Source organism: Enterobacter sp. PTB (assembly GCF_051130085.1).
In the GTDB taxonomy this organism is placed as follows: Bacteria; Pseudomonadota; Gammaproteobacteria; order Enterobacterales; family Enterobacteriaceae; genus Enterobacter; species Enterobacter ludwigii.
In genome coordinates, this window is record NZ_JBDKEE010000006.1 from 25,618 (window position 1) to 44,174 (window position 18,557).

At 51.1% G+C, this 18,557-nt stretch carries 18 protein-coding genes and 1 tRNA gene; 16 read left to right on the forward strand and 3 right to left on the reverse strand.

Annotation, left to right across the window (positions count from 1 at the left end):
• The first annotated feature begins 1 nt into the window (after nucleotide 1).
• The 7 genes from AAIR21_RS09400 to dinB all read left to right on the forward strand — a co-directional run bounded on the left by AAIR21_RS09400 (nucleotide 2) and on the right by dinB (nucleotide 5,855).
• Entirely contained in the window at nucleotides 2-1,237 is a 1,236-nt protein-coding gene (locus AAIR21_RS09400) for an NADH:ubiquinone reductase (Na(+)-transporting) subunit B (protein ID WP_020882790.1), read from the forward strand.
• Nucleotides 1,230-2,024, forward strand: coding sequence for a Na(+)-translocating NADH-quinone reductase subunit C (locus AAIR21_RS09405; RefSeq protein WP_020882789.1), 795 nt, complete (start codon nucleotides 1,230-1,232; stop codon nucleotides 2,022-2,024). Before AAIR21_RS09400 ends, AAIR21_RS09405 begins: the two co-directional genes overlap by 8 nt.
• On the forward strand, nucleotides 2,017-2,655 hold the full coding sequence (locus tag AAIR21_RS09410) for an NADH:ubiquinone reductase (Na(+)-transporting) subunit D (protein WP_025205100.1): 639 nt from the start codon (nucleotides 2,017-2,019) through the stop codon (nucleotides 2,653-2,655). Before AAIR21_RS09405 ends, AAIR21_RS09410 begins: the two co-directional genes overlap by 8 nt.
• Nucleotides 2,656-2,661: 6 nt before the next feature.
• The gene (nqrE, locus tag AAIR21_RS09415; protein ID WP_014168762.1) at nucleotides 2,662-3,258 is read left to right on the forward strand and encodes an NADH:ubiquinone reductase (Na(+)-transporting) subunit E; all 597 of its coding nucleotides are present in this window, start codon (nucleotides 2,662-2,664) and stop codon (nucleotides 3,256-3,258) included.
• A 10-nt stretch (nucleotides 3,259-3,268) separates the two neighbouring features.
• Nucleotides 3,269-4,492, forward strand: coding sequence for an NADH:ubiquinone reductase (Na(+)-transporting) subunit F (gene nqrF / locus AAIR21_RS09420; protein WP_020882788.1), 1,224 nt, complete (start codon nucleotides 3,269-3,271; stop codon nucleotides 4,490-4,492).
• Complete coding sequence (gene nqrM, locus AAIR21_RS09425; protein WP_020882787.1) at nucleotides 4,492-4,695, forward strand: (Na+)-NQR maturation NqrM; 204 nt, start codon at nucleotides 4,492-4,494, stop codon at nucleotides 4,693-4,695. The genes nqrF and nqrM overlap by 1 nt, the downstream gene beginning before the upstream one ends.
• Before the next feature lie 101 nt (nucleotides 4,696-4,796).
• Nucleotides 4,797-5,855: a DNA polymerase IV gene (gene dinB / locus AAIR21_RS09430; RefSeq protein ID WP_014168765.1), complete on the forward strand. Its 1,059-nt coding sequence runs from the start codon at nucleotides 4,797-4,799 to the stop codon at nucleotides 5,853-5,855.
• A gap of 54 nt (nucleotides 5,856-5,909) precedes the next feature.
• Here dinB and pepD read toward each other — a convergent pair whose 3' ends face one another.
• Nucleotides 5,910-7,367, reverse strand: a complete 1,458-nt coding sequence (pepD, locus tag AAIR21_RS09435) for a cytosol nonspecific dipeptidase (RefSeq protein ID WP_183516632.1) — start codon at nucleotides 7,365-7,367, stop codon at nucleotides 5,910-5,912.
• 260 nt (nucleotides 7,368-7,627) lie between these two features.
• Between pepD and gpt the strand changes: the two genes are divergently transcribed.
• From gpt to crl, 3 genes are all read left to right on the forward strand, one after another.
• Nucleotides 7,628-8,086: a xanthine phosphoribosyltransferase gene (gpt, locus tag AAIR21_RS09440; protein WP_010427903.1), complete on the forward strand. Its 459-nt coding sequence runs from the start codon at nucleotides 7,628-7,630 to the stop codon at nucleotides 8,084-8,086.
• A gap of 105 nt (nucleotides 8,087-8,191) precedes the next feature.
• Nucleotides 8,192-9,436 (forward strand): esterase FrsA, encoded by a 1,245-nt coding sequence (gene frsA, locus AAIR21_RS09445; protein ID WP_014168767.1) that lies wholly within the window; start codon nucleotides 8,192-8,194, stop codon nucleotides 9,434-9,436.
• A 57-nt stretch (nucleotides 9,437-9,493) separates the two neighbouring features.
• Entirely contained in the window at nucleotides 9,494-9,895 is a 402-nt protein-coding gene (gene crl / locus AAIR21_RS09450) for a sigma factor-binding protein Crl (protein ID WP_020882784.1), read from the forward strand.
• Between the two features lie 107 nt (nucleotides 9,896-10,002).
• Here crl and phoE read toward each other — a convergent pair whose 3' ends face one another.
• Nucleotides 10,003-11,055 (reverse strand): phosphoporin PhoE, encoded by a 1,053-nt coding sequence (gene phoE, locus AAIR21_RS09455; RefSeq protein ID WP_014168769.1) that lies wholly within the window; start codon nucleotides 11,053-11,055, stop codon nucleotides 10,003-10,005.
• 305 nt (nucleotides 11,056-11,360) lie between these two features.
• On the opposite strand from phoE, the gene proB reads away from it, so the two are divergent.
• From proB to AAIR21_RS09485, 6 genes are all read left to right on the forward strand, one after another.
• Nucleotides 11,361-12,464 carry a glutamate 5-kinase gene (proB, locus tag AAIR21_RS09460; RefSeq protein WP_020882782.1) on the forward strand — a complete coding sequence of 368 codons (1,104 nt, stop codon included), beginning with the start codon at nucleotides 11,361-11,363 and terminating at the stop codon, nucleotides 12,462-12,464.
• An 11-nt stretch (nucleotides 12,465-12,475) separates the two neighbouring features.
• Nucleotides 12,476-13,729, forward strand: coding sequence for a glutamate-5-semialdehyde dehydrogenase (gene proA, locus AAIR21_RS09465; protein WP_183516631.1), 1,254 nt, complete (start codon nucleotides 12,476-12,478; stop codon nucleotides 13,727-13,729).
• Between the two features lie 111 nt (nucleotides 13,730-13,840).
• Nucleotides 13,841-13,916: transfer RNA gene (locus tag AAIR21_RS09470), tRNA-Thr, on the forward strand.
• A 350-nt stretch (nucleotides 13,917-14,266) separates the two neighbouring features.
• Nucleotides 14,267-14,452 (forward strand): hypothetical protein, encoded by a 186-nt coding sequence (locus AAIR21_RS09475; RefSeq protein ID WP_241211225.1) that lies wholly within the window; start codon nucleotides 14,267-14,269, stop codon nucleotides 14,450-14,452.
• An 877-nt stretch (nucleotides 14,453-15,329) separates the two neighbouring features.
• Nucleotides 15,330-16,847 (forward strand): AAA family ATPase, encoded by a 1,518-nt coding sequence (locus AAIR21_RS09480; RefSeq protein ID WP_410380039.1) that lies wholly within the window; start codon nucleotides 15,330-15,332, stop codon nucleotides 16,845-16,847.
• Nucleotides 16,847-17,704, forward strand: coding sequence for an HNH endonuclease (locus tag AAIR21_RS09485; protein WP_044858181.1), 858 nt, complete (start codon nucleotides 16,847-16,849; stop codon nucleotides 17,702-17,704). Before AAIR21_RS09480 ends, AAIR21_RS09485 begins: the two co-directional genes overlap by 1 nt.
• A gap of 190 nt (nucleotides 17,705-17,894) precedes the next feature.
• Here AAIR21_RS09485 and AAIR21_RS09490 read toward each other — a convergent pair whose 3' ends face one another.
• Nucleotides 17,895-18,536, reverse strand: coding sequence for a TetR/AcrR family transcriptional regulator (locus AAIR21_RS09490; RefSeq protein ID WP_183516624.1), 642 nt, complete (start codon nucleotides 18,534-18,536; stop codon nucleotides 17,895-17,897).
• Between the last annotated feature and the right edge of the window lie 21 nt (nucleotides 18,537-18,557).

Here is an 18,557-nt window from a genome sequence, read left to right on the forward strand (position 1 = left end):
GATGGGCTTAAAACACCTCTTTGAAAAAATAGAGCCGCACTTTACGCACGGGAAGCTCAGGAAGTACTACCCGCTGTATGAAGCAACGGCGACCATTTTCTACACGCCGGGGCTGGTCACAAAAGGGGCGGCACACGTCCGCGATGCTATCGACCTCAAACGAATGATGATTCTGGTCTGGTTTGCGGTCTTCCCGGCCATGTTCTGGGGTATGTACAACGTTGGCCTGCAGACCATTCCGGCGCTGCATCATTTATATGATGCCCCACAGCTGGCTCAGGTTATCCAGTCGGACTGGCACTACCGCCTGGCCCAGACGTTGGGCGTCAGCTTTGCAGCCGATGCCGGCTGGATAAGCATGATGACGCTGGGAGCCGTATTCTTCCTGCCAATCTACATCACGGTGTTTATCGTGGGGGGCTTCTGGGAAGTGCTGTTCGCCATTATTCGCAAACATGAGATCAACGAAGGCTTCTTCGTGACGTCGATTCTGTTTGCCCTGATTGTTCCACCGACGTTGCCGCTCTGGCAGGCGGCACTGGGGATCAGTTTTGGCGTGGTGATTGCCAAGGAGATCTTCGGTGGCACCGGGCGCAACTTCCTCAACCCGGCACTGGCCGGGCGAGCTTTCCTGTTCTTTGCGTATCCGGCGCAAATCTCGGGCGACCTGGTGTGGACGGCCGCGGATGGGTTCTCGGGTGCGACGCCGCTTTCGCAGTGGGCCGCGCACGGGGGCGAAACGCTGGTTAACAACGCCACGGGTCAACCCGTGACCTGGCTGGATGCCTTTATTGGCAACATTCCCGGCTCTGTTGGGGAAGTTTCCACGCTGATGATTTTACTCGGTGGCGCCATCATTCTTTTCGGACGCGTCGCGTCGTGGCGCATTGTCGCAGGGGTAATGATTGGCATGGTGTTAACAGCCACGATGTTTAATTTCATCGGTTCTGCCACCAACCCGATGTTCTCCATGCCCTGGTACTGGCATCTGGTGCTGGGTGGGTTCGCTTTCGGCATGATGTTCATGGCCACCGATCCTGTCTCTGCGTCCTTTACCGACAAAGGTAAATGGAGCTATGGCGTGCTCATTGGTGCGATGTGTGTCCTGATTCGTGTGGTCAACCCGGCTTATCCGGAAGGGATGATGTTGGCCATTCTGTTTGCCAATCTGTTTGCGCCGCTCTTCGACTATCTGGTCGTGCGCGCCAACATTAAGCGGAGGAAAGCGCGTGGCTGAAAGCAAGAATAACGACAGCATCGGCAAAACGCTGCTGGTGGTGCTGGTCCTTTGCCTGGTCTGTTCCATTGTCGTGGCTGGCTCTGCCGTGGGATTAAAACCACGGCAACAGGAGCAGCGTGCGCTGGATAAACAACGCAACATCCTGGCTGTGGCCGGATTAATGCAGGAAGGGATGAGTACAGACGACGTGGCTGAACTCTTCGCGGAGCGAATTTCGGCGCGTCTGGTGGATTTAAAAACCGGCCAGTTGCTGGATAAAGACCCGACGAAATTTAACCAGGCGCTGGCACTGAAAGACCCTGAGATGAGCCTGACGCTGGAGGCATCGCAAGATCCCGCTGGCATCAAGCGTCGCAGTAACCTCGCCGAAATTTACCTTGTGCGCGATGAGCAGAAGCGGGTGCAGGAGGTCGTGCTGCCGATATACGGCAACGGGCTATGGTCGATGATGTACGCCTTTGTGGCACTCGATACGGATGGTCGCACGGTGAAAGGGATTACCTATTATGACCAGGGCGAAACGCCGGGGCTCGGCGGTGAGGTTGAAAACCCTAACTGGCGCGCGCAGTTTGTCGGCAAGAAAGTGCTCGACGATAACGGACTGCCTGCCCTGAAGGTGATGAAAGGGGCTGCGCGTCCGGGTGACGAATATGCCGTAGACGGGCTTTCCGGGGCAACGCTCACGTCAAAAGGGGTGCAGCACAGTTTTGATTTCTGGATGGGCGAGCTGGGCTTTGGTCCTTTCCTGAAAAACGTACGTGAAGGAGCGCTGAACAATGGCTGATACGGGTGAACTGAAAGAAGTCAAAAAGGTGCTCATTGGCCCGCTGCTGGCGAATAACCCTATTACCTTACAGGTACTGGGCGTCTGTTCGGCGCTGGCGGTCACGACAAAACTGGAAACCGCGCTGGTTATGACCGTCGCGGTCACGCTGGTGACGGCATTTTCCAGCATGTTTATCTCCATGATCCGCCACCACATCCCGAATAGCGTGAGGATCATTGTGCAGATGGCGATCATCGCGTCGCTGGTGATCGTGGTCGATCAGCTATTGCGCGCTTTCGCGTATGAAACGTCAAAACAGCTCTCGGTGTTTGTCGGCCTGATTATCACCAACTGCATCGTAATGGGGCGTGCCGAAGCTTATGCAATGAAAATGCCTCCGCTGGCGAGCTTTATGGATGGGATCGGTAACGGTCTCGGTTACGGCGTTATCCTGCTGACCGTTGGGTTCCTGCGCGAGCTGATTGGCAGCGGTAAGCTGTTTGGCGTCACGGTGCTGGACACGGTACAAAACGGCGGCTGGTATCTGCCAAACGGACTCTTCCTGCTGGCCCCAAGCGCATTTTTCATTATCGGTTTGCTGATCTGGCTGATTCGTACCCTGAAGCCAGAACAGCAGGAAAAGGAGTAACCGACGATGGCTCATTATCTGAGTTTATTTGTGCGCGCGGTGTTTGTTGAAAACATGGCACTCGCGTTTTTCCTGGGCATGTGTACGTTTCTTGCCGTTTCCAAAAAGGTATCGACGGCATTTGGTCTGGGTGTCGCGGTCACGGTGGTGCTCGGCTTATCTGTACCGATTAACAACCTGGTGTACAACTTTGTGCTGCGCGACGGTGCGCTGGTAGACGGTGTCGATCTCAGCTTCCTGAACTTCATCACCTTTATCGGTGTGATTGCGGCGCTGGTACAAATCCTGGAGATGATCCTCGACAGGTATTTCCCGTCGCTATACAACGCGCTGGGGATTTTTCTGCCGTTGATCGCGGTGAACTGCGCCATCTTTGGTGGCGTATCGTTTATGGTTCAGCGTGATTACAACTTCAGTGAATCCGTTGTGTATGGTTTCGGCTCCGGCATCGGCTGGATGCTGGCTATCGTCACCATGGCGGGGATCCGCGAAAAAATGAAATATGCCAATGTGCCTGCGGGTTTACGTGGCTTAGGGATCACCTTTATCACCACCGGGCTGATGGCGCTGGGCTTTATGTCCTTCTCCGGTGTGCAGCTATAAGGGCTAACAGATGGAAATTATTCTTGGCGTGGTGATGTTCACGCTGATTGTACTGGTGTTGTCAGGGCTGATTCTGGCGGCACGCGCGAAGCTGGTGAATTCCGGCGACGTGGTGATTGATATCAACGGTGAGCCGCAAAACCAGATCCGCACGCCGGCGGGGGATAAACTGCTCAATACGCTCTCCGGCAACGGGATCTTTGTCTCCTCGGCCTGCGGTGGCGGTGGCTCCTGCGGTCAGTGCCGCGTCACGGTGAAAGAGGGGGGCGGGGATATTCTGCCCACTGAGCTGGCGCATATCACGAAGCGTGAGGCAAAAGAGGGTTGCCGTCTGGCCTGCCAGGTCGCGGTGCGCCAGGACATGAAAATTGAGCTGCCGGAAGAGATCTTCGGGGTCAAAAAATGGGAGTGCGAAGTTATCTCTAACGATAACAAAGCGACTTTCATTAAAGAGCTGAAGCTGCGCGTGCCGGAAGGGGAAGATGTTCCGTTCCGGGCAGGGGGATACATCCAGATTGAGTGCCCGGATCACACCGTGGCGTATGCGGACTTCGACGTTCCGGATGAGTACCGTGCCGACTGGGACAAATTCAATCTTTTCCGTTTTGTGTCTGACGTTAAAGAACCGACGCTTCGCGCCTACTCAATGGCCAACTACCCGGACGAGAAGGGCATCATTATGCTCAACGTGCGTATCGCCACGCCGCCGCCGAATGTGCCTGATGCACCTCCGGGCGTCATGTCGTCGTATATTTGGTCCCTGAAACCGGGTGATAAGGTGACCATCTCCGGTCCGTTTGGCGAGTTCTTTGCTAAAGAGACCGAGGCTGAAATGGTCTTTATCGGTGGTGGCGCGGGCATGGCACCGATGCGTTCGCACATTTTTGACCAGCTCAAGCGCCTCGGGAGCAAGCGCAAAATCAGCTTCTGGTACGGGGCACGCTCGCTGCGAGAGATGTTCTATGATGATGAGTTTGAGCAACTGGCGCGTGAAAACCCAAACTTCACCTTCCATGTGGCCCTCTCCGATCCGCAACCGGAAGATAACTGGACCGGCCACACGGGGTTCATCCACAACGTGCTTTATGAAAACTACCTCAAGCAGCATCCTGCGCCAGAGGATTGCGAATTTTACATGTGTGGGCCGCCAGTGATGAACGCTGCAGTCATTAAGATGCTAAAAGATCTGGGTGTGGAAGATGAGAACATCCTGCTGGATGACTTCGGGGGGTGATGATGCTGACGTTTCTGGCAACTTTCGCGGTTTTTTTGCTTGTTGTACTCGGCATGTCTCTGGGCTGGATCATAAAGCGTAAAAGCATTCAGGGCAGCTGTGGTGGTATCTCCGCGCTCGGGATGGAAAAAGTGTGCGACTGCCCCGAACCCTGCGACGCCCGTAAAAAACGCATGGCGCGTGAGGCCCGGCGGATCCTGTAGTGAATCCGGTGTTTTCCCTCTTCCAGGAGGAGAGGGGAAACACACTTCTCAACTCTCATTTCTTTACTGTATACTTATCCAGTGATGAGTGAGGGCTTACTATGCGCAAAATAATCCATGTCGATATGGACTGCTTTTTTGCCGCAGTGGAGATGCGTGACAATCCGGCGCTGCGGGATATACCTATTGCGATTGGCGGTAGCCGTGTCCAGCGCGGTGTGATCAGTACCGCCAACTACCCTGCGCGTAAATTTGGCGTGCGCAGCGCTATGCCAACTGCCATGGCGCTAAAGCTGTGCCCTCATCTCACACTGTTGCCCGGCCGATTTGAAGCCTACAAAGAAGCCTCCCTGCATATCCGCGAGATCTTCTCTCGCTATACCTCGCTGATTGAACCTCTGTCACTGGACGAAGCCTACCTGGATGTCACTGACAGCCTGCACTGCCACGGCTCCGCAACGTTAATGGCGCAGGAGATCCGCCGGACTATCTTCAACGAGCTAAATCTGACCGCTTCCGCGGGCGTCGCACCGGTGAAATTTCTCGCCAAAATAGCGTCTGATTTGAATAAACCCGATGGTCAGTACGTCATCACTCCGGAAGAGGTTCCGGCGTTTTTAAAAACGCTGCCGCTCGGCAAAATCCCCGGCGTGGGGAAAGTGTCTGCTGCAAAGCTGGAAAGTATGGGATTACGGACCTGTGAAGATGTACAGCGAAGCGATCTGGCCATGCTGCTCAAGCGTTTCGGTAAGTTTGGTCGCGTGCTGTGGGAGCGCAGTCAGGGAATTGATGAGCGCAGCGTGAGCAGTGAGCGGCTGCGTAAATCGGTCGGGGTTGAACGCACGCTGATGGAAGACATCCATGACTGGTCCGAGTGTGAAGTCATTATCACTGACCAACTTTATCCCGAACTGGAGCGGCGGTTAGCGAAAGTAAAACCCGATCTGCTGATTGCCCGTCAGGGCGTTAAGCTGAAGTTTAACGATTTCCAGCAGACGACGCAGGAGCATGTCTGGCCGCGACTGAATAAAGACGATCTTATCGCCACCGCGAGAAAAGCCTGGGAAGAACGACGGGCAGGGCGGGGAGTCAGGCTGGTGGGGTTACACGTGACGCTGCTGGACCCGCAACTGGAGCGGCAGCTGGTATTGGGGTTATAGCAGGCGGATTTGTCAGCCCGGCAGGCAACGTGCTACCGGGCATCATACGGCGAATTACTTAGCAGGGATCGCTTTCAGCAGTTCAGTCAGCAGAGTCCAGTAATGACCCACGCTTTCAATATGAACCTGCTCATCCGGCGAGTGCGGGCCGGTAATGGTTGGCCCGATAGACACCATGTCCATGTTCGGATACGGTTTCTTGAACAGACCACACTCCAGACCGGCGTGGATCACCTGAATGTTCGGGGTACTGTTGAACAGACGCTGGTAAGTTTCACGCACCAGCGCCATCACCGGGGAACTGGCATCCGGCTGCCAGCCTGGGTAGCTACCTTTTGCGGAGGTGCGCGCACCCGCCAGTTTACCCAGAGACTCCAGCATGCTCACCACATACTCTTTACCGCTGTCGATAAGCGAGCGGATCAGGCAGATGATCTCCGCGCTGTCATCACTCATGGTGACCACGCCCACGTTCAGGGAGGTTTCAACCACGCCTTTCGCGACGTCTGAGTTACGAATTACGCCGTTTGGCGTCGCGTTCAGCAGCTGAACGAAGGCGTCACGAGACGGGGAGGTCAGTGCCGCTTTGTCGGTAGTCACGGACTCCAGCACCACGGTCAGGTTCTTCTCTTTCGCTGACAGTTCGTTTTTCAGGATATCCAGGTATACGCTGGAAAGCTTTTTCAGCTCGTCAGCTTTAGCTGCGGGTACTGCCACGGTCGTGAAGGCTTCACGCGGAATGGCATTGCGCAGTGTGCCACCGTTGAAATCCACCAGACGCAGATCCAGCTCAGCCGCGTGGCCAGCCAGGAAGCGTGCCAGCAGTTTGTTGGCGTTGCCCAGACCCAGGTGAATATCACCACCGGAGTGGCCGCCTTTCAGCCCTTTCAGCGTCAGCTTGAAGGTCTGGAAACCAGCAGGGATCGCTTCGCGTGACAGTGGCAGGGTAGTGATGAAATCAATCCCGCCGGCGCAGCCCATGTAGATCTCACCCTCTTCTTCAGAGTCGGTGTTGATCAGAATGTCCGCCTGCAGCCAGTTCGCCTGCAGACCGAACGCGCCGTCCATGCCTGCTTCTTCCGTCATGGTCAGCAGCACTTCCAGCGGACCGTGCTCAACGCTGTCGTCCGCCAGGACGGCCAGAGCAGACGCCATACCAATGCCGTTATCTGCACCAAGGGTCGTGCCGCGCGCTTTCACCCAGTCGCCATCGATGTAAGGCTGGATAGGGTCTTTGGTGAAGTCGTGAACGGTGTCGTTGTTTTTCTGTGGAACCATGTCCAGGTGCGCCTGTAGCACAACCGGTTTACGGTTTTCCATGCCTGCGGTCGCCGGTTTGCGGATCAGAATGTTGCCAACCTGGTCGCGTTCAGCATGCAGACCTTTTTCCTTCGCCCAGCCTATAATATGTTCGGCAAGCTGTTCTTCATGGTAGGAAGGGTGGGGAATGGAACAGATTTTGGCAAAAATATCCCACAGTGGCTGTGGAGATAATTGAGACAGTTCAGACACGATAAGTCTCCTTGTCGATGCCCTGCAAAGCGAGTTGCAGGTCACAGGGTTAGCAGGTTAATAGTTACCACAAGACAGGCTTGCGAGATGCAACTGAGAATACCACTTTCTCCGGTGGCTGGTAGCATAAAGCATGTAAAAACTCAGGCTCCGGGCGCTAAACACTGGTTTTTAGTGCGTCAGATCTCTATAATCTCGCGCAACCTATTTCCCCCTCGAACACTTTTTAAGCCGTATACAAACAGGCTGGGACACTTCACATGAGCGAAAAATACGTCGTCACCTGGGACATGTTGCAGATTCACGCACGCAAACTGGCTGCGCGTCTGATGCCTTCCGAACAGTGGAAAGGCATTATTGCCGTCAGCCGTGGCGGTCTGGTACCGGGGGCGCTGCTGGCACGTGAGCTGGGTATTCGTCATGTCGATACCGTATGCATCTCCAGCTATGACCATGACAACCAGCGTGAGCTGACCGTGCTGAAACGTGCGGAAGGCGACGGTGAAGGCTTCATCGTTATCGACGACCTGGTTGATACCGGCGGTACCGCGGTGGCTATCCGCGAAATGTATCCAAAAGCCCACTTCGTCACCATCTTCGCGAAGCCAGCAGGCCGTCCGCTGGTTGACGATTACGTGATTGATATCCCTCAGGATACCTGGATTGAACAGCCATGGGATATGGGCGTGGTATTCGTACCGCCAATCTCTGGTCGTTAATTCTCTTACGCACTTATTTAATGCCCGGTGATACCGGGCGTTGTTTTTTTTAGTCTGACGCGCGTTACAATGGTCTCTATATGACGTATTCATGGAGGCAACGTAATGACGCAGGCGAATCTCACCGAGACTCTCTTCAAACCCCGTTTCAAACATCCTGAAACGTCGACGCTGGTGCGCCGGTTTAATCCGGGGACCATGCCTGCCGTCCAGTCTGCATTAGACGGTAAAAACGTGCCCCACTGGTACCGCATGATTAACCGTCTGATGTGGATCTGGCGCGGTATTGATCCCCGTGAAATCCTTGATGTGCAGGCGCGTATCGTGATGAGCGAAGCCGAGCGCACCGACAGTGAACTCTACGATACGGTCGTGGGTTATCGCGGGGGAAACTGGATCTACGAATGGTCTAAACAGGCGATGCTCTGGCAGCAAAAAGCCAGCCAGGAAGAGGATGCCACGCTCAGCGGCAAACACTGGCTGCATGCGGCCAACCTCTATGCTATTGCCGCATACCCGCATTTGAAAGGTGATGAGCTGGCCGAGCAGGCTCAGGCGCTGGCGAATCGCGCCTACGAAGAGGCCGCTCAACGCTTGCCGGGCCGGATGCGCGAGCTGGAGTTTACCATCCCGGGTGGCGCGCCCGTCACCGGGTTCCTGCATATGCCAGAAGGCGAAGGCCCGTTCCCGACCGTTCTGATGTGCGGCGGGCTGGATTCACTGCAAATCGACTATTACAGCCTGTATGAGCGTTACTTCGCACCAAAAGGGATCGCGATGCTGACGCTGGATATGCCCTCAATTGGCTTTTCATCCAAATGGAAACTGACTCAGGACTCGAGTCTTCTGCACCAACATGCACTAAAAGCGCTGGAAAACATTCCATGGGTTGACCACACGCGTGTTGCTGCATTTGGCTTCCGCTTTGGCGCCAACGTCGCCGTGCGTCTGGCTTACCTTGAAGCTTCGCGCCTGAAGGCCGTCGCCTGTCTCGGTCCGGTGGTGCACGCCCTGCTCAGCGATCCGACCCGGCAGGGCCGCGTGCCGGAAATGTACCTTGATGTGCTGGCCAGCCGCCTTGGCATGCATGATGCATCAGACGAAGCGCTGCGCGTTGAACTCAATCGTTACTCGCTAAAAACGCAGGGGTTGCTGGGACGGCGTTGTCCTACGCCGATGATGTCAGGGTACTGGAAAAACGATCCCTTCAGTCCCGAAGAGGAGTCACGCTTAATCACTTCGTCATCTGCGGATGGCAAATTGCTTGAGGTACCGTTCAGCCCGGTGTACCAGAATTTTGACAAAGCATTGAGAGAGATCACACGCTGGATCGCGCAGAGATTGTGTTAATAGATTGCTAAATTTTGCTGGTTTGGTAAAACAGTGGCTTCACAAAAGGAGATCGCAATGACGTTACCGAGTGGACACCCGAAAAGTAGACTGATCAAGAAGTTTATGGCTCTCGGCCCGTATATTCGAGAAGAGCAGTGTGAAGAAAATCGCTTTTTTTTCGACTGCCTGGCTGTATGCGTCAACGTGAAGCCTGCACCCGAAAAACGTGAATTCTGGGGCTGGTGGATGGAAATGGAAGCGGAAGAAAAACGTTTTACGTATAGCTACCAGTTCGGCCTGTTTAATAAAGACGGCTACTGGCAAACAGCCCCTATCAAAGACCAGGAAGTGATCGACCGCCTGGAGCATACTTTGAAAGAGTACCTCGAAAAGGCAAGAGCACTGCTGGCCACCCTGGATCTGAAGCTTGAACCCGCGGATAACTTTTCCAGCGAAGCGGTTAAGCTGACGGCGTAATCGCGATATTTCTCTCTTCGCGAGGGATGGGGTGAGGGCAGTAAACCCGACCCCCTCCAGGCAAAAAAATCCCGGCATCTGCGCCGGGATTTTTTATTTCAACAATATCAGAACTGGTAGGTCATACCCAGAGCAACGATGTCATCACTGCTCACGCCCAGTTTATTGTCGTCATCAATCTGGTTGATTTTATAATCAACAAACGCGGACATATTTTTGTTGAAATAATAGGTCGCGCCCACGTCGATGTATTTCACCAGATCTTCGTCACCCACACCTTCGATATCCTTGCCTTTAGACTGGACATAACCCAGGGACGGACGCAGACCGAAATCGAACTGGTATTGTGCAACAACTTCAAAGTTCTGAGCCTTATTCGCAAAACCACCCGAAATTGGGGTCATATTGCGGGTTTCAGAGTACATCGCTGCCAGATAAATATCGTTAGCGTCATATTTCAGACCGGTTGCCCATGCTTCCGCTTTTTTACCTTCACCGCGCGTCAGCAGGTTTTGTGCGTTAGTACGGTCAGAGTTGGTGTAGGCACCGCTGACGGCGAAGTCGCTGCCACCGAAGTCATAGGTCAGAGAGGTACCGAAACCGTCACCGTTCTGTTTTTTGACGTCGCGGTTTTCGTTTTTGCCCTGATACTGCAGGGTCATATCCAGGCCATCAACCGCACCGAAGAAGTCGGTGTTACGGTAGGTGGCAAGACCGCTCGCACGTTTGGTCATGAAGTTATCAGTCTGGGCTGAAGAGTCACCGCCGAACTCAGGGAACATATCGGTCCAGGCTTCAACGTCGTACAGTGCGCCCAGGTTACGACCGTAATCCAGAGAGCCAATGTCTTTCAGTTTCAGACCAGCAAACGCCAGACGCGTTTTCTGTGTAGAGTCGCTTTCTGCTTTGTTACCGGCAAATTCAGCTTCCCAACGGCCATAGCCCGTCAGCTGATCGTTAATCTGTGTTTCGCCTTTAAAACCGAAACGGACGTAAGTCTGGTCACCATCTTTAGTGTCATCATCGCTGATGTAGTGCATTGCTTTAACTTTGCCGTATACGTCTAGTTTATTACCGTTTTTATTATAAACTTCGGCTGCGTGTACAGATGCGGAAGCCACAACGCCCATTACCACTAATGCCAGTGTGCTCTTTTTCATTTTCGATCCTGTCTTATAAACGCGCTAAAAAAATTCGCTGGACGATAAGCTCATGCTTAAGTCCCGTGAAAAAACAGAAAGGGTTTTAACGTTACGCAATGAAACTTTTATGACAAATTAAGAATAATTTTAAAAAACTGTGATTTATTATTTCGGTAATAAAACTGTCAAATTTTGCCGCTACGCTTCCTGATCCCGCGCAACAAAGTGTTTCGCGATGTGCTAAGGCAGTTGGCAACGGGGCTGACACCTGTTAAAACGTTCGTTTGACATCATTTTCCCTTATCGTTGAACGGCAGAGAATCATGAGTGACAGCCAGACGCTGGTGGTAAAACTCGGTACCAGTGTTTTAACAGGCGGATCGCGCCGCCTTAATCGCGCCCACATTGTTGAGCTTGTACGTCAGTGCGCTCAGTTGCATGCCGCAGGGCATCGTATTGTAATTGTGACCTCCGGGGCGATTGCCGCCGGGCGTGAACACCTGGGTTACCCCGAACTCCCCGCGACGATCGCTTCTAAACAGCTGCTGGCCGCCGTGGGACAAAGCCGACTCATTCAACTCTGGGAACAGCTGTTTTCTATCTATGGCATCCACGTCGGGCAGATGCTGCTGACGCGTGCGGATATGGAAGACCGGGAGCGTTTCCTGAACGCGCGCGATACGCTGCGCGCGCTGCTGGATAACAACATCGTTCCCGTCATTAACGAAAACGATGCCGTTGCCACCGCTGAAATCAAAGTGGGTGATAACGATAACCTCTCGGCGCTGGCCGCGATTCTGGCAGGCGCAGATAAATTACTGCTCCTGACCGACCAGCAAGGGCTCTTCACCGCCGATCCGCGTTCAAATCCAGATGCTGAACTGATTACCGATGTACACGGTATCGACGATGCGCTACGCGCCATCGCAGGTGACAGCGTTTCAGGCCTCGGGACCGGCGGGATGGGGACCAAACTGCAGGCTGCCGACGTGGCATGCCGTGCCGGTATCGACACCATCATTGCCGCGGGCAGCCGTCCTGGCGTGATTGGCGACGTGATGGAAGGCATCTCCGTGGGAACCCGTTTCCACGCGCAGGCCTCACCGCTGGAAAACCGTAAACGCTGGATCTTTGGCGCACCGCCGGCAGGCGAACTCACCGTTGATGAAGGGGCGACCGCCGCAATTCTGGAAAGAGGGAGCTCATTACTTCCTAAAGGAATTAAAAGCGTGACAGGCAACTTCTCGCGTGGTGAAGTGATCCGTATCCGTAATCTCGAAGGTCGTGACATCGCCCATGGCGTAAGCCGCTACAACAGCGATGCCCTGCGCCGTATTGCGGGTCACCATTCACAGCAGATCGACGCCATTCTGGGTTATGAATATGGCCCGGTTGCCGTGCATCGTGATGACATGATTATTCGTTAAGGAGCCAGAAAATGCTGGAACAAATGGGCGCAGCCGCGAAGGCCGCCTCTTACAAACTGGCGCTCCTTTCCAGCCGCGAGAAAAACCGCGTACTGGAAAAAATCGCTGATTATCTGGAATCGCAGTCGCAGGAGATTCTGCTCGCCAACGAGCAGGATCTGCTCGAAGCGCGTCGCAATGGCCTGAGCGAAGCAATGCTCGACCGCCTGGCGCTGACCCCGGCACGTCTGAAAGGCATCGCTGACGATGTCCGCCAGGTCTGCAATCTTGCCGATCCGGTTGGTCAGGTCATTGATGGTGGGCTGCTCGACAGCGGGCTGCGCCTTGAGCGTCGTCGCGTGCCGCTGGGCGTGATTGGCGTGATCTATGAAGCCCGTCCCAACGTTACGGTTGATGTCGCTTCCCTGTGCCTGAAGACTGGCAACGCTGCCATTCTGCGTGGCGGGAAAGAGACCTGGCGTACCAACGCCGCGACCGTAAACGTTATCCAGCAGGCGCTGGAAGAGTGCGGCCTGCCGGCAGGTGCCGTACAGGCAATCGAGAGCCCGGACCGTGCGCTGGTGAACGAGATGCTGCGCATGGATAAATACATCGACATGCTGATCCCACGCGGTGGCGCGGGCCTGCACAAGCTGTGCCGTGAGCAGTCGACCATTCCTGTGATCACGGGCGGTATCGGCGTGTGCCATATCGTGGTTGATGACAGTGCCGAGATTGAACCGGCGCTGAAGATTATCGTCAATGCCAAAACCCAGCGTCCAAGCACCTGTAATACGGTTGAAACGCTGCTGGTGCATCAGGGCATCGCCAACACCTTCCTGCCTGCGCTGAGCAAACAGATGGCCGAAAGCGGCGTGACGCTGCACGCGGATGCCAACGCGTTGGCACTGCTGAAAGACGGCCCGGCGTCGGTGGTACCGGTCAAAGCGGAACAGTACGACGACGAGTTTCTGTCGCTGGATTTGAACGTGAAGGTGGTTGCGAGCCTTGACGATGCCATTGCTCACATCCGTGAACATGGTACCCAGCACTCGGATGCGATTCTGACACGTACCCTGCGCAATGCCGATCGCTTTGTGAATGAGGTGGACTCCTCCGCCGTGTACGTGAATGCCTCAACCCGCTTCACCGACGGTGGCCAGTTCGGCCTGGGCGCAGAAGTTGCTGTCAGCACGCAAAAACTGCATGCAAGAGGCCCGATGGGCCTGGAAGCACTGACCACCTACAAGTGGATCGGCTTCGGTGATGATACGATTCGTGCGTAAATAATCACGGGTGATGCAAAAATAGCCGTTTGATTCAAAAGGGCATTGACGCATCACCCGGTTAGATCTAACCTTTTGCCCCGTGGTTACGCTCGTAACCGGCCTTTCAGGGCCGATATAGCTCAGTTGGTAGAGCAGCGCATTCGTAATGCGAAGGTCGTAGGTTCGACTCCTATTATCGGCACCATCCTAACGTCTCCTCAGGCCGACTAAATTTCACCAAAATCCCTTATATCCTGCGGTCTGAAACCTTTTAGTACCTCCACGTCTACAAAAATCTCCTGAAAATCAATGGTCAGTAGGTGCAAGGGTATTTGCAGTTCGGTCTTAAGTAGGTATCTCCAGGTGAAACTTAATGCCACTAAGAGAAGGCTTACAAGTTGTCCGATGGTGATGGTCTGTATTTCTTGATCAAACCTTATGGCGGCACATACTGGCGCTTAAAATATCATGTAGCCGGTATAGAGAAGCTGGGTTAGTCGGCAGAAGGTTTACGGCTGGATAGCCCGCGGTGAAATCGTTATTTCAGGCGAAAAAGTGGATGTCGACGCATCACATGCTAAACAAAATTCCGCCGGTGCTGGCGAACACCAGACTGAAATGACGTGGGGGCAGGCTGCCGCATGGGTATGGGAGCATGACGGCGGGAAAGCGCTGCTGGCAGAGATGGATGCTGGCCAGCGGATAGAGGCCGCTGCCGCTGAGCTGGGTTTTGATATTTAGCACGAGCCCGAAGAGCAACTGCTGATTCTCTTCCGGCCGGATGAAGAAACCCACAGCTTCTATGACAAAGACCGTGCAGCAGGCGCTTTACGGTTTCTTCGTTCTGAGCTGGCTTACGTTACCACAATGCACCCCGATACGCTGGATGACTGGAACAAAACTGGTTTAATGTCACTCTGCCTGCTGGACGGCGAAAAACTGTAAACCCCCCAGCCCCTCAAACTTGACACTTTTTCGCGAGAAACTGGGAAAAGTGTCAACCCAACCTAACGGATCCTGACGCCTACGAACAGCAGCTACAGCAGAAGTGTAAAGGGCTGGCGTTGAGATTTGTTGAGCCTTGGCTGTTAGCTTTTGTTAATCCTGATGCGAAGCAGGGCAGGTGTCAGCCTGTTATGGTTTGTTATGCCTTACTAGGGAAAACTAGGGGGAAAGTGTCAACTGCTACCGCTTCAGAAAACTTCAGGTACACGAACTCGTGAAGGGGAGGTGTTAAGCACTCCCCCTTTGCAACCATCCTCGAGCCTCTTTCAGATCGCTGTTCTGGTTTGCCCGGACACTGGCGTTCAGATTGAGTTGTCAAAAGTTGTCACCCACCGGCAGCGCCAGTGGGGATTTTTGGCAGAACGCGCTCTAAGTTACAGTTGCTTCATTGTGAAAGCTTGAATTTGAGATAAACCAGAAAAACATCCTAACATCGCAAGACTATAATGACAGTTAAAACAGTTGGTTAATGTATTTTTGTCAAATTTAAACACTTTTAGTTGAACAACTAATTTTGCCAAACCAACAGCAAAAATGAATAAAATTATGGAGATTTAATCCGCTATTGACATAATGATGTTCACTATACTCATGCAGGACAGTCGAGCATTTTATGAACATTTTAATCATCCCTCGAGAGCAAAGAATCCCTTATTCAGGGGTAAACACAGCTTATTTACATGTTGATCGCTGGGATGATTATTCGTTCATAACAATGTTTTATTTGTCTTTACATGATGAATCAGGAAATTTGCATGAAATTGGAAATGTCAAAATTGGATTTCAAGGGCAAGTTATTGGAAAACCAACATATACAACCTTAGGACATGCATTTCAGGCTTTACCAAATGGATATTTTTCAGTTGGTCAAGACGTGGAATATTATCAAAAAATATTTAACCTTTCCGATTCTATCAAAAATAAAATTCTTGAATCATTAAAGGATATAGCTTATTCAACAGAGGCCATGGCAATAGCCGAGACAGAAGCTGTTTTTAAAACATCTCTTCTTAGAGGTGTTAGTTTGTCAGTTATCAAAGGACAGTTCACTAGGGTTATAGAAGGAAAAAATCCATTAACAAACTTTAAATTTAAATTCTTGAGGCCTGCTACGGAAAAGATGTCAGGTATAGAGTTGATATTTAAAGTTGAAATAGACGAAAAACCCAGTACGAATATTCATGCAATAATAGGTAGAAATGGAGTAGGTAAAACAACCCTACTAAATGGAATGATTGAGGCAGTGACCAGCAGAGGGCAATCAAATTCAAAATTTTATGATGTTGAAGGCTTCTCTGAAAGTCCAATAGGAAAAGATTATTTTAGTAGTTTAGTGTCAGTCTCTTTCAGTGCTTTTGATCCTTTCGAACCTCCAACTGAACAAGATGATCCTTCAATGGGAACATGTTACTTCTATATAGGTTTAAAAAAAGAGGGAGAAGTACTTAAGGGTCTTAATGATATTCATGAAGATTTTATTCAAGCATTAAAGCAATGTTTTAGCCAAGGCCCTAAAAAAAATAGATGGGTTAGCGCTATTGATACTCTTGAATCTGACGAAAATTTTGAAAGTATGGATCTTAAAGACCTTGTGCGTTTTACCGGTGTAGATTTAGTTAGTAATGCTCGAAAATTAATTAAGAAAATGAGTTCAGGACATGCTATTGTTTTATTAACCATCACGCGATTAGTTGCTACTGTGGAGGAAAAAACATTAGTTCTAATCGATGAACCTGAAAGCCATCTACATCCTCCATTACTTTCAGCCTTTATTCGAGCTCTATCAGATTTGTTACTTGACCGCAATGGTGTAGCACTCATCGCAACACATTCACCAGTAGTTCTTCAGGAAGTGCCAAGAAGTTGTGTTTGGAAACTCAATCGCTCTCGATTAGTAACCGTAGTGCGTAGACCAGATATAGAAACTTTTGGTGAAAATGTTGGGGTTTTAACGAGAGAAGTTTTTGGTCTAGAAGTAGTGAAATCGGGTTTTCATGACTTATTAACAAAATCTGTTGAATCAGGTCTATCTTATCAAGATATCATTGATGAATATAAAGGTCAGCTTGGGGTTGAAGCAAGGGCATTATTAAAAGCTTTAGAAATCCACCGGGATAGGGGGGCCAACTAGTGTTTAAACTTAAAAGACCAATATATACTTATGGTAATGCATTAACTTTATGTTGTAATGGAATTACTGGGAATAACGCTTTGCTAGAAAAAGTTCATAATGCTTCAGCTGATTTGGAGTTACAAGTAAGTGCTTATGAAAATTCAGCATTAACTGAAGAACTATTCACAATTCAACCTATCAATATTGATGGTGTTGCAGACCCTATAATATTAAATGATTTGAAAAAGTCAGATTTCATAAAGTTATACAATAATTATTTGGTCGGAATGACGAAGCCAGCAAGAGTAATTTATGATGTACTTATATCGTCAGCTAATGAAAAATGTCCTTTTTGTGGTGGGATAGGGCGTCCAAGGAATCTAGACCATTACTTACCTAAGGCATATTTTCCACAGTTTGCCATTGCACCGTTGAATCTTGTTCCATCCTGTCGCGATTGTAATATGGACGGTAAGGGAGAGAATTTTGCCATATTAGCTAGTGAGCAAATACTTCACCCCTATTTAGATAATGATCGTTATTTTAATGAGCAGTGGATTTTCGCACGATACTTAGCGGGTGCCCAAGGTGAACCTGGGGTAATTGAATATTTTGTTTCTCCTCCTAATGAATGGGACGCAAATCAAAAAGAGCGTGTGATAAAGCATTTTAATGATTTTAATTTGTCGTTAAGGTATTCGAAAGAAGCAAGCGCAAGACTTGGCACCTTATTGTCTCAATATAATGGATTGCTTCAAATACCATTGGATAAAGAAACATCGAAGCAAATTATATTTCAGACAGTTATAGACAATGCGCCATTTGTCAATCATTGGGAAAGGGTAATGTGTTTGGCACTTCTGCGAGATCTTTAGTATAGCAAAAGTTTTATTCCAGCTCATTCGGGACAACCAACCTGCAAACGGCATTGTATAAAGATGGATGATTAAAAATTTTGGGGGTATCTTTGGGGGTACCTTGCGTATTGTTTTTCAATATTATCTAAATAAATCAATGATTTTTCATCTAGAAATTGTTCCTATTATCGAATCGCCAGGTACTATGTCATTCATCACCTTGCCTGAATATAAGTAAAATAAAAGGCATACAAGAATCCAAATGTGCCTCAATATCGGTTTTCTCAACGGGATCAATTAAACCAATCGCCGCCTGCCGAAGAGGTTCGGCGACACACATGGCGAGTATGACTTTGGCACAGGTATCTGCAGGTAACATCGGCAACCAGCCCTGTTTTTGCTGTCGTGTAATCCACTCAGTGAGTAATTGTTGGCCGCGCGCTATGCCATTTTCATTGTATTTCTTGAGGAGATCATCTTTGCCAGGAAATTCACTATTGAGAAGACGAAACATTTTCACGGCCGTTACTGATAGCGCCTGACCACAAATCGCAGCCAGTAATTTTCTTAACGCCGGTAAAACGTCATTCTTATCTTTCGGATCGCTCTGCAGGAGTGGGGCATAGTTATCCGTCCAGTTTCGAACCGAAAGGCCAAGCAATTCCTCCCTGTTTTTCGCAAAGCGATAGACGGTCTTTTTGGCAACGCCTGCATGCGATGCAACCGCCTCAATTGTTGTGGCGTCATAGCCTTTGTCAAAGAGCAAGGCCATCGCGCTACCAATGATTTGTTTCTTCACCTCTTCCTCAGGGACTGAGGGACGTCCGCGTGGTTTGGTTGGTGAGGTCATCCTGGAGATTCCTTTTCGCTT

Coding starts and splice junctions, on each gene's coding strand:
- dinB (WP_014168765.1), top strand. CDS start 4,797: ATGCGCAAAATAATCCATGTCGATATGGACTGCTTTTTTGCCGCAGTG.
- AAIR21_RS09400 (WP_020882790.1), top strand. CDS start 2: ATGGGCTTAAAACACCTCTTTGAAAAAATAGAGCCGCACTTTACGCAC.
- nqrM (WP_020882787.1), top strand. CDS start 4,492: ATGATGCTGACGTTTCTGGCAACTTTCGCGGTTTTTTTGCTTGTTGTA.
- AAIR21_RS09410 (WP_025205100.1), top strand. CDS start 2,017: ATGGCTGATACGGGTGAACTGAAAGAAGTCAAAAAGGTGCTCATTGGC.
- nqrE (WP_014168762.1), top strand. CDS start 2,662: ATGGCTCATTATCTGAGTTTATTTGTGCGCGCGGTGTTTGTTGAAAAC.
- proA (WP_183516631.1), top strand. CDS start 12,476: ATGCTGGAACAAATGGGCGCAGCCGCGAAGGCCGCCTCTTACAAACTG.
- AAIR21_RS09490 (WP_183516624.1), bottom strand. CDS start 18,536: ATGACCTCACCAACCAAACCACGCGGACGTCCCTCAGTCCCTGAGGAA.
- phoE (WP_014168769.1), bottom strand. CDS start 11,055: ATGAAAAAGAGCACACTGGCATTAGTGGTAATGGGCGTTGTGGCTTCC.
- proB (WP_020882782.1), top strand. CDS start 11,361: ATGAGTGACAGCCAGACGCTGGTGGTAAAACTCGGTACCAGTGTTTTA.
- AAIR21_RS09480 (WP_410380039.1), top strand. CDS start 15,330: ATGAACATTTTAATCATCCCTCGAGAGCAAAGAATCCCTTATTCAGGG.
- gpt (WP_010427903.1), top strand. CDS start 7,628: ATGAGCGAAAAATACGTCGTCACCTGGGACATGTTGCAGATTCACGCA.
- crl (WP_020882784.1), top strand. CDS start 9,494: ATGACGTTACCGAGTGGACACCCGAAAAGTAGACTGATCAAGAAGTTT.
- nqrF (WP_020882788.1), top strand. CDS start 3,269: ATGGAAATTATTCTTGGCGTGGTGATGTTCACGCTGATTGTACTGGTG.
- frsA (WP_014168767.1), top strand. CDS start 8,192: ATGACGCAGGCGAATCTCACCGAGACTCTCTTCAAACCCCGTTTCAAA.